Below are 285 nucleotides of genomic sequence, written 5' to 3' on the forward strand. Positions count from 1 at the left end.
ATCGGCGATGGCCCACCCTGCCACGCGTCCGGAGAAGCAGTCGATCACCGTCGCCAGATAGAGATTCGCACCCGTCGACAAGGGCAGGTAGGTGATGTCCCCGACATATTTCGTGTTGGGTGCGGTGGCGGTGAAGTCCCGGTTGAGCAGGTCGGGCACTTTCTGGTTGGCCGGTTCGGCCACGGTGGTCCTCACCCGTCGTCGGCGGCGGTAACCGGCGATCCCGGCAGCTCGCATGACCCGGGCCACGCGCTTGTGGTTGACCCGCTCACCCTCGGGCACACC

1 protein-coding gene is annotated in these 285 nt (G+C 66.3%); it reads right to left on the reverse strand.

Going from position 1 to position 285, the window contains the following annotated elements; all coding sequences use genetic code 11:
- A partial coding sequence (locus F0Q45_RS27195) for a DDE-type integrase/transposase/recombinase (RefSeq protein ID WP_149656723.1) occupies positions 1 to 285 on the reverse strand: 285 nt, incomplete at both ends.

Source organism: Mycobacterium simiae, assembly GCF_008370645.1.
Lineage (GTDB): Bacteria > Actinomycetota > Actinomycetes > Mycobacteriales > Mycobacteriaceae > Mycobacterium > Mycobacterium simiae_A.